Source organism: Staphylococcus sp. FSL K6-0223 (assembly GCF_038008285.1).
In genome coordinates this window covers 1,249,496-1,259,044 of record NZ_JBBOYX010000002.1, presented here as the reverse complement: position 1 = coordinate 1,259,044, position 9,549 = coordinate 1,249,496, and the positions used below count along the sequence as shown (strand labels likewise).

The following is a 9,549-nucleotide window of genomic DNA, read 5'->3' as shown; positions in this document are numbered from 1 at the left end:
TAAAGAGATTTAAAAGAGTAAAGACCAATCATTTCAAAGAAAGAACGAGCATAAATTTTTCTAGTATTAGTGAAGTATTAGAGAAATTTATGCTTTTTTAATACACTATTAGTAAATGAGTAAATTTTTGAGGAGCATTAGTATGATTATAAGAGCTTTAGAGGAAACGGATTTACCTTTCGTACATCATTTAAATAATGAATATTCAATTATGTCATATTGGTTTGAAGAACCTTATCAATCACTTAGTGAATTGGAGAATCTTTATAAAAAGCATATTTTAGATGAATCTGAGCGACGATTTATCATTGAAGAAGATGAGGTATCTATCGGTGTAGTAGAGTTATTAGAAATCAATTTTATACATCGTACTTGTGAAGTTTTAATTATTATAGATCCTCAATTTGCGAATCGTGGTTATGCTAAAAAAGCTTTCAAAATGGCAATTGATTATGCATTTTTAGTATTAAATATGAATAAAGTATATTTATATGTAGACATTAAAAATGAAAAAGCTGTTCACATTTATAAAAGTAATAATTTCGAGATTGAAGGTACATTAAAGGAACATTTCTATACACGTGGAGAGTATAGAGATTGTTATGTGATGGGATTATTAAAGAGAAATTGGGTTAATCAACATGACGATGATTTATCTCATATTAGGTAGAAGTGTTGCATTGGGAGAATAGAAAAGAGTGGATAAGATGGAAAAACCTATAACAAATAAACTTGAAGAGTTAATTGATAATAAAGTTATTTCAATGCATGTTCCAGGACATAAGAACATGACTATAGGAAATTTAAATCAACTAAAAATTAATATGGATATGACAGAAATTACGGGACTTGATGATATGCATCAACCAGAAGATATCATTTTAGAAAGTATGTCTCATTTTAAAAAACACGATGATTATGATGCATTTTTGCTTATTAATGGGACTACTTCAGGGATACTCTCTGTGATACAGGCATTTTCAGAGGAAAAGGGACGATATCTTATTAGTAGAAATGTTCATAAATCAGTTTTCCATGGTTTAGACTTAGCAAAAGCACAAGCTACTTTTACAGCTATGCATCAAAGTAACCTAACATGTCAATATGTAGAACCAATGCTAGAAGATGTGATTGAGGATTATAAGCTAGGTATTTGTACATATCCAAATTATTACGGGGAAACATTTAATATTGGAAATTTCACTAATAAATTACATGATAATGGCATTCCAGTATTAGTAGATGAAGCGCATGGCGCACATTTCGATCTCGAAGGTTTTCCAACTTCGTCTATGAATTATGGTGCGGATTATGTGGTTCAGTCTTATCATAAAACGTTACCAGCTTTAACCATGGGCTCAGTTTTATTTATACATAAAGATGCGCCTTTACGTTCACAAGTAATAGAGTATTTATCTTATTTTCAAACTTCAAGTCCCTCATATTTAGTTATGTCTAGTTTGGAATATGCTCAAGAATTCTATAATGAATTTAAAAGTGAGTTATTCTTTGAAAAGAGAAAACATTTTATAAAAGTATTAAAAAAGAAAGGATTCAACATTGGTGAACCCGACGATGCTGTTAAATTAGTCGTTAGTTATGATGGTTTTGAAGGGTATGATATACAACGTTGGTTCGAAGATCATAATATTTTTGTTGAATTAGTTGATGAGCATCAAATTTTGCTAGTATTACCACTTTGGCATGAAAATGACGTATTTCCGTTTGAATTATTAATTAAAACAATAAATGAAATGGAGATTCCTGAACGAGCTGAACATGCTCCTAAAAAATTGAATTTGATGCTAGCATCGAGTGAGTATAGGGCAGTTCATTTTCCAAAAGTAAAAGAGATAGCAATTCATCAAGCGGAAGGTGAAGTTTTAGCACAGCATATTGTGCCATATCCTCCTGGAATACCAGTAATGTTTAGAGGAGAAGTTATCACGACACATATGATAAAATTATTACAACATTATTCAAACCTCGGAATAAGAGTTGAAGGTTTGAAAGATCAAAATATTTTAGTTAAGGATGAATAAAATGTCAGCTTTTATAACGTTTGAAGGGCCTGAAGGAGCAGGAAAAACCTCTGTAATATCGAAAGTAAGTCAAAAATTAGCTACAGATATGGATGTTATTACAACTCGTGAACCTGGTGGAGTTCCTACAGGGGAAGAAATACGTAGAGTTGTATTAGAGGGAAATAACATGGATATTCGTACTGAGGCGATGTTGTTTGCAGCCTCAAGACGTGAGCACCTTGTTGAGAAAGTTATCCCGGCATTAAAAAAAGATAAAATTGTACTATGTGATAGATATATTGATAGTTCTTTAGCTTATCAAGGATATGCAAGGGGTATAGGTATTGAAGAAGTGAAAACTTTAAATGAATTTGCAATAAATGGATTGTATCCTGACTTAACTATTTATTTAGATGTAAGTGCTGAAGTAGGACATCAACGTATCCTTAAAAATCAACGTAATCAAAACCGTTTAGATCAGGAAGATAAGGCGTTTCATGAGAAAGTGATTGAAGGTTATCAGAGAGTTATCGATAGCGATCCTGAACGTTTTGTTAAAGTAAATGCGGATCAGGATTTGGAAAATGTTGTTGAGGAAGCTTACCAATCTATCATCAAATATTTAAAAAATATGTGATATAATATTAATAAGAGGTGTTATAAAATGAAGATGATTATAGCGATCGTCCAAGATCAAGATAGTCAAGAACTTTCAGACCAACTCGTAAAAAATAATTTTAGAGCAACTAAATTGGCTACTACAGGCGGATTTTTAAGAGCCGGTAATACTACATTCTTATGTGGTGTTAATGATGAACGTGTTGAAGAACTATTAACGGTTATTGATAACACTTGTGGTAATAGAGAACAACTTGTTTCTCCAATTACTCCAATGGGTGGTAGTGCTGATTCATATATTCCATATCCAGTTGAAGTTGAAGTAGGTGGAGCAACAGTATTTGTTATGCCAATCGAGGCCTTTCACCAATTTTAAATAGAAATAAATGGTCGTTAAATCAAGTGTATGTAGTATGAAGAGCTGATTAATAGCGACTATACTGGAATCAATTCAGTTATGAAATAGTAATTATTTTAATTACAATGTTGGGCTGCTTTGAAATGTAGCTTAGGATTGAGGTCATATTCATTCAAAACATGGTTTATCCTTTGAGTTATAGCATTGAAATTCGTTATTATATGAATTAATGTAAAGGATTACTGTTCGCATTGTTAAATTTGATTGAAGTAAGATGTCTACAATCTCAAGCTAATTTTTGAGTAGTCTTTTTTTATATAAGAAATTAAGAAGGAGTCGTCAATCATGGATGAACAACAACAGTTAGCTCATGCATATCATTCGAATAAGTTATCACACGCTTATTTATTTGAGGGTGACGATGCTCAAACTATGAAACATGTAGCTATTAACTTTGCTAAGTTGATTTTGTGTGCAGAGGATAGCCAGTGCGAACTGAAAGTTGATACATTTAATCATCCTGATTTTATGTATGTTTCTTCTGATGAGAACACGATTAAGAAAGAACAAATAGAAAGACTCGTACACTATATGAATCAATTGCCGATTGAAGGACGCTATAAAGTGTATATTATCGAAGATTTTGAAAAATTAACTGTTCAAGGTGAAAATAGTATACTAAAATTTTTAGAAGAACCACCAGAGAATACAATCGCGATTTTATTATCGACTAAACCAGAACAAATCTTGGATACGATACATTCTAGGTGTCAACATGTTTATTTTAAGCCAATTGATAGAAAACAGTTTATTGAGCGATTGGTTGAAGCATCACTAACTAAACCTGTTGCTGAAATGATAAGTACATACACAACTCAAGTTGAGACAGCAATAGCATTGAATGAAGAATATGATTTAACTGCTTTAAGAAAGTCAGTGATCCGTTGGTGTGAACTTATTTTATCTAATAAACCAATGGCGATGATTGGTATTATTGATTTGCTTAAACAGGCTAAGAATCGCAAATTACAATTGTTAACATTAGCAGCAGTAAATGGTTTTTTTGAAGACATGATGCATGCAAAAGTAAATATAGATAATCATTTTATATATAGTGATTTGAGTGTGGAAATGAAAAAATACGCGGAAAGTTTAACGTTTAATCAAATGACTCTGATGTATGACCAACTGACTGAAGCTCATAAGAAATTAAATCAAAACGTTAATCCAACACTCGTATTTGAACAAATAGTAATAAGAGGTGTGAGATGAGATGCCAAATGTTGTAGGTGTTCAGTTTCAAAAAGCAGGGAAATTGGAATATTATGCGCCTAACCAACTAAATGTGAACGTTGGCGATTGGGTGGTCGTTGAGTCTAAACGAGGCATTGAAATAGGTATTGTAAAATTCCCGCCGAAAGATGTCGCTAATGAAGATGTTACTTTACCTTTAAAGGAAATTATTCGAGTAGTCAATGAAGAAGATGAAGAACAATATTATAATAATGAGCGCGACGCAAAACAGGCTTTAGAACTTTGTAAGAGAGTGGTAAAGGAACAAAATTTGGATATGCGTTTAGTAAATTGTGAATACACACTAGATAAGTCGAAGGTTATTTTCAATTTTACTGCAGATGACCGTATTGATTTTCGAAAATTAGTTAAGGTATTGGCACAAAATTTAAAAACAAGAATTGAATTACGACAAATTGGCGTAAGAGATGAAGCGAAGTTATTAGGTGGTATTGGGCCATGCGGTCGTTCGCTTTGTTGTTCAACATTTTTAGGTGACTTTGAACCTGTATCTATTAAAATGGCTAAGGATCAAAACCTATCATTGAATCCAACTAAAATTTCAGGAGCATGTGGGCGGTTAATGTGTTGTTTGAAATATGAAAATGATTATTACGAAGAAGCAAGAGCACAGTTGCCCGATGTTGGTGAGTTAATTCAAACTCCTGATGGAAGTGGAAAAGTTATAGGTTTAAATATTTTAGATATTTCAATGCAAGTAAAAATAGAAGGACTTGAACAACCATTAGAGTACAAAATGGAAGAAATTGAAGCGTTTAACTAAGGAGGTTTAGCGACCTTTGAATAGAAATGAATTATTCGAGAGATTAATGCGACTTGAACGAAATGTAGGACAATTAACGAACGATATGACTGAACTCAAAGATTTAGCTGTTGAACTTGTTGAAGAGAATGTGGCGTTGCAAGTTGAAAATGATAATTTAAAAAGATTGATGGAGAAAGACGAGCAGTCAGAATCTAACAATGAAGAAAGAAGTCATTCAAAGCACGTTAAAACGCCTTCTCCAAGTAAAGATAATTTAGCTATGTTATATCGAGAAGGATTTCATATATGTAAAGGCGAATTGTTTGGAAAACACAGACACGGAGAAGATTGCCTATTGTGCTTAAATGTATTAAGTGATTAATGTTTTGAAAGGTCGATATGATTAAATTTAAGGGTGTATTATATGTATGAAAAGAAAATCATGCTATAATGACATCCTTTTTTTAGGAGTAAAAGTATGCTTAAAGAAAATGAGAGATTAGATTGTTTAATTAAAGAGGGGTATGAGATTATTCAAAATGATGATGTGTTTTCTTTTTCAACAGATGCACTGTTATTAGGACATTTGACTGAAGTTAGAAAAAACGATCGAATCATGGACTTATGTTCTGGAAACGGTGTTATACCTTTGCTATTAGCCGCAAAGTGCAATCAAAAGATAGAAGCCATTGAAATTCAAGACCAATTAGTAGAAATGGCTCGTCGCAGTTTTGTACACAATAGCTTAGATGAGAGACTTACAATGTATCTGATGGATTTGAACAATGTATATGACACCTTCAAACCTTCTCAATATACTTTAGTCACATGTAACCCACCTTATTTTAAAGTGAATCAACTGAATCAACATCAAAAAGAAGCGCATAAAATAGCACGTCATGAGGTAATGTGTGATTTCACTGATTGCGTTAAAGCTTCACGGCATTTGCTTAGGGAAGGTGGACGATTTATCGTCGTACATCGTGCGGATAGGCTTATGGATGTCTTAACTGAAATGAGAAATGGTAAAATTGAACCTAAGAAACTCACTTTTGTATACAGTAAAGCTAATAAATCAGCACAAACGATTGTAGTTGAGGGACGAAAAGGTGGGAAACAAGGACTAGATATACAGCAACCTTTTTATATTTACAATCAAGATGGTACATATAGTGATGAAATGAAAGGCATATATTATGGATAGACATTTTGTTTATATAGTTAAATGTATGGATGGCAGTTTGTATACTGGTTATGCGAAAGACGTGAATGCGCGTGTTGCAAAACATAATGAAGGTAAAGGTGCTAAATATACTAAAATAAGACGTCCGGTAGAGTTAGTTTATCAAGAAATGTATGGGACAAAATCTGAAGCGTTAAAAAGAGAGTATGAAATTAAAACATTTTCTAGAAAGAAAAAATTAAAAATGATTGAGGAGGGGTAACATGGCAACTTTATTTTTAGTAGGAACGCCTATAGGAAATCTAGCTGATATAACGTTTCGTGCGGTAGACACTTTAAAAAATGTAGATATGATTGCATGTGAAGATACTAGAGTGACACGAAAGTTATGTAACCATTACGAGATTGAAACACCTTTAAAATCGTACCATGAGCATAACAAAGAACAACAAACAGAGTATTTAATTGAGCAACTCATTTCTGGTTTAAATATAGCTTTAGTTTCAGATGCAGGGTTACCACTTATAAGTGATCCAGGATATGAGTTAGTTGTTGAAGCACGTAACCAGAATATAAATGTAGAAACAATCCCTGGACCTAATGCAGGTTTAACAGCACTAATGGCCAGTGGTCTTCCTTCTTTTACATATACATTTTTAGGCTTTTTACCTAGAAAAGAGAAAGAAAAATTAGATGTATTGCAAGAGAGAATGTATCAATGTAGTACTTTGATTTTATATGAATCTCCACATCGTGTTACTGACACACTCAAGGCAATAGCTAAAGTTGATAATATGAGAAAAATAGCTATAGGCAGAGAACTGACTAAAAGATTTGAGCAACTTATGACTTTACCAGTTGAGCACATGCTAGAAATGATTCAAAGTGGTGACATTCCATTAAAAGGTGAATTTGTGATTCTAATTGAAGGCGCACGTCCTTTAGTCAATCACTCATGGTTTGAGGAATTAAGTATTAAAGAACATGTTGAATATTATATTGAAAGAGATCAATTAAAACCGAAGAAAGCAATTAAATCAGTAGCACTAGATCGTGGAATGAAAACTGGAGAAGTATACAATATATATCATGATGTAGAATAAAAATTATTAAGTTCTACATGTATTTAATTAGTGATGAATTCACGTGAAAGCCACCATAAAACACCGATTTTATGGTATTGTAGTAAAGATGATGACAATTCATTTTCAAATGATGAGAGAATGTGAAAGTTGATACATAGTAGTGCGCTACTTCATTGAAAAGAAAAATAAATTTAGATATCATTTATTATGTAATTAATGAGGAGGACCAGTGATGGCTAAAGATACATTTTATATAACTACCCCAATTTATTATCCAAGTGGGAACTTACACATCGGTCATGCATACTCTACTGTCGCAGGCGACGTTATTGCGCGCTATAAAAGAATGCAAGGGTATGATGTTCGTTATTTAACAGGTACAGATGAACATGGCCAAAAAATTCAAGAAAAAGCTCAAAAAGCTGGTAAAACTGAATTAGAATATTTAGATGAAATGATTGCCGGAATTAAAAGTTTATGGGATAAACTCGAAATTTCAAATGATGATTTTATTCGTACAACTGAAGAACGTCATAAGCAAGTTGTTGAAAAAGTGTTTGAACGCCTACTTAAACAAGGTGATATTTATTTAGGAGAATACGAAGGTTGGTATTCAGTTCCTGATGAAACTTATTATACAGAATCACAACTTGTTGACCCAGTTTATGAAAATGGGGAAATTGTAGGGGGTAAAAGTCCAGATTCCGGACATGAAGTTGAACTTGTTAAAGAAGAAAGTTATTTCTTTAATATTAATAAATATACAGATCGTTTATTAGAGTTTTATGATGAAAATCCAGATTTCATCCAACCTCCATCTAGAAAAAATGAAATGATTAATAACTTTATCAAACCTGGATTAGAAGATTTAGCTGTATCTCGTACATCATTTGACTGGGGAGTTCGTGTACCATCAAATCCTAAACATGTTGTATACGTTTGGATTGATGCGCTTGTAAACTATATTTCTTCTTTAGGCTATTTATCAGATGATGAAGAACTTTTCAATAAATATTGGCCTGCAGATATCCATTTAATGGCTAAGGAAATCGTACGTTTCCACTCTATTATTTGGCCGATATTATTAATGGCTTTAGACTTACCGCTACCTAAGAAAGTCTTCGCGCATGGTTGGATTTTAATGAAAGACGGTAAAATGAGTAAATCTAAAGGTAATGTTGTTGATCCTAATGTATTAATTGACCGCTATGGTCTAGATGCTACGCGTTATTACTTAATGCGTGAGTTACCGTTTGGTTCAGATGGAGTATTCACTCCAGAAGCTTTCGTTGAACGCACGAATTATGATTTAGCGAATGACCTAGGTAACTTAGTTAATCGTACAATTTCAATGATTAATAAATATTTCCAAGGTGAGTTACCAGCATATCAAGGTCCTAAACATGAACTTGATGAAGATATGGAAGCGATGGCACTTGAAACAGTTAAAAACTTTAATGAAAATATGGAAAGTTTACAATTCTCTGTAGCATTATCAACGGTTTGGAAATTTATTAGCCGTACGAATAAATATATTGATGAAACTCAACCATGGGTATTAGCTAAAGATGAGGATCAACGTGACATGCTTGGTAATGTAATGGCACATCTAGTTGAGAACATTCGTTTTGCAGCTGTTTTACTGCAACCATTCTTAACACATGCACCAAGAGAGGTTTTCAAACAACTTAACATGAATGACCCTAAATTATCGCAATTAGAAAGTCTTGAAAGCTACGGTGCACTTACTGAACCAATCTTAGTTACTGAAAAGCCAACACCTATTTTCCCAAGATTAGATACGGAAGCGGAAATAGCTTATATTAAAGAATCTATGCAACCACCTAAATCTGAAGAAAAAGAGGAAGTGCCAAGTAAAGAACAAATTGATATTAAAGACTTTGATAAAGTTGAAATTAAAGCTGCAACAATTACTGATGCTGAAAATGTTAAAAAATCAGATAAATTATTGAAAATTCAAATTGATTTAGACAACGAACAACGTCAAATCGTATCTGGAATAGCAAAATTCTATAAACCTGAAGATATTATTGGTAAAAAAGTTGCTGTAGTTACCAATCTAAAACCTGCTAAATTAATGGGACAAAAATCTGAAGGTATGATTTTATCAGCAGAGAAAGATGGGGTACTGACATTAGTAAGTTTACCAAGTGCAATTCCAAACGGTGCAGTCATTAAATAATATTGTTTAAAGATAGGAG

11 protein-coding genes are annotated in these 9,549 nt (G+C 32.7%); all 11 read left to right on the top strand.

From position 1 onward, the window contains the following. Nucleotides 1-142 precede the first annotated feature (142 nt). The 11 genes from MHI13_RS17045 to metG all read left to right on the top strand — a co-directional run bounded on the left by MHI13_RS17045 (nt 143) and on the right by metG (nt 9,530). On the top strand, nt 143-670 hold the full coding sequence (locus tag MHI13_RS17045; RefSeq protein ID WP_002436836.1) for a GNAT family N-acetyltransferase: 528 nt from the start codon (nt 143-145) through the stop codon (nt 668-670). Nucleotides 671-707: 37 nt separating this feature from the next. After that, nucleotides 708-2,042, top strand: a complete 1,335-nt coding sequence (locus tag MHI13_RS17040) for an aminotransferase class I/II-fold pyridoxal phosphate-dependent enzyme (RefSeq protein ID WP_037579248.1) — start codon at nt 708-710, stop codon at nt 2,040-2,042. A gap of 1 nt (nt 2,043) precedes the next feature. Next, complete coding sequence (tmk, locus tag MHI13_RS17035) at nt 2,044-2,661, top strand: dTMP kinase (RefSeq protein ID WP_002436838.1); 618 nt, start codon at nt 2,044-2,046, stop codon at nt 2,659-2,661. A 27-nt stretch (nt 2,662-2,688) separates the two neighbouring features. Next, entirely contained in the window at nt 2,689-3,018 is a 330-nt protein-coding gene (locus MHI13_RS17030) for a cyclic-di-AMP receptor (RefSeq protein ID WP_002452447.1), read from the top strand. A 327-nt stretch (nt 3,019-3,345) separates the two neighbouring features. Further along, nucleotides 3,346-4,272, top strand: a complete 927-nt coding sequence (locus MHI13_RS17025) for a DNA polymerase III subunit (protein ID WP_002436832.1) — start codon at nt 3,346-3,348, stop codon at nt 4,270-4,272. A 1-nt stretch (nt 4,273) separates the two neighbouring features. Beyond that, nucleotides 4,274-5,077, top strand: a complete 804-nt coding sequence (locus MHI13_RS17020; protein WP_002436842.1) for a PSP1 domain-containing protein — start codon at nt 4,274-4,276, stop codon at nt 5,075-5,077. Between the two features lie 16 nt (nt 5,078-5,093). Then, the gene (gene yabA / locus MHI13_RS17015; RefSeq protein WP_002436812.1) at nt 5,094-5,441 is read left to right on the top strand and encodes a DNA replication initiation control protein YabA; all 348 of its coding nucleotides are present in this window, start codon (nt 5,094-5,096) and stop codon (nt 5,439-5,441) included. A gap of 96 nt (nt 5,442-5,537) precedes the next feature. Further along, nucleotides 5,538-6,263, top strand: coding sequence for a tRNA1(Val) (adenine(37)-N6)-methyltransferase (locus MHI13_RS17010; RefSeq protein ID WP_064210763.1), 726 nt, complete (start codon nt 5,538-5,540; stop codon nt 6,261-6,263). Continuing rightward, complete coding sequence (locus MHI13_RS17005; protein ID WP_002436834.1) at nt 6,256-6,504, top strand: GIY-YIG nuclease family protein; 249 nt, start codon at nt 6,256-6,258, stop codon at nt 6,502-6,504. The genes MHI13_RS17010 and MHI13_RS17005 overlap by 8 nt, the downstream gene beginning before the upstream one ends. A gap of 1 nt (nt 6,505) precedes the next feature. Beyond that, on the top strand, nt 6,506-7,345 hold the full coding sequence (rsmI, locus tag MHI13_RS17000) for a 16S rRNA (cytidine(1402)-2'-O)-methyltransferase (RefSeq protein WP_002436825.1): 840 nt from the start codon (nt 6,506-6,508) through the stop codon (nt 7,343-7,345). A gap of 214 nt (nt 7,346-7,559) precedes the next feature. After that, a complete protein-coding gene (metG, locus tag MHI13_RS16995) occupies nt 7,560-9,530 on the top strand; it encodes a methionine--tRNA ligase (protein ID WP_002436807.1) in 1,971 nt (656 codons plus the stop codon). The last annotated feature ends 19 nt before the right edge of the window (nt 9,531-9,549 follow it).

What these genes read in the sequence shown, in the direction of transcription:
- MHI13_RS17010 (WP_064210763.1), top strand. Translation starts at nt 5,538, where the DNA reads ATGCTTAAAGAAAATGAGAGATTAGATTGTTTAATTAAAGAGGGGTAT.
- MHI13_RS17030 (WP_002452447.1), top strand. Translation starts at nt 2,689, where the DNA reads ATGAAGATGATTATAGCGATCGTCCAAGATCAAGATAGTCAAGAACTT.
- MHI13_RS17020 (WP_002436842.1), top strand. Translation starts at nt 4,274, where the DNA reads ATGCCAAATGTTGTAGGTGTTCAGTTTCAAAAAGCAGGGAAATTGGAA.
- rsmI (WP_002436825.1), top strand. Translation starts at nt 6,506, where the DNA reads ATGGCAACTTTATTTTTAGTAGGAACGCCTATAGGAAATCTAGCTGAT.
- MHI13_RS17045 (WP_002436836.1), top strand. Translation starts at nt 143, where the DNA reads ATGATTATAAGAGCTTTAGAGGAAACGGATTTACCTTTCGTACATCAT.
- MHI13_RS17040 (WP_037579248.1), top strand. Translation starts at nt 708, where the DNA reads ATGGAAAAACCTATAACAAATAAACTTGAAGAGTTAATTGATAATAAA.
- metG (WP_002436807.1), top strand. Translation starts at nt 7,560, where the DNA reads ATGGCTAAAGATACATTTTATATAACTACCCCAATTTATTATCCAAGT.
- MHI13_RS17005 (WP_002436834.1), top strand. Translation starts at nt 6,256, where the DNA reads ATGGATAGACATTTTGTTTATATAGTTAAATGTATGGATGGCAGTTTG.
- tmk (WP_002436838.1), top strand. Translation starts at nt 2,044, where the DNA reads ATGTCAGCTTTTATAACGTTTGAAGGGCCTGAAGGAGCAGGAAAAACC.
- MHI13_RS17025 (WP_002436832.1), top strand. Translation starts at nt 3,346, where the DNA reads ATGGATGAACAACAACAGTTAGCTCATGCATATCATTCGAATAAGTTA.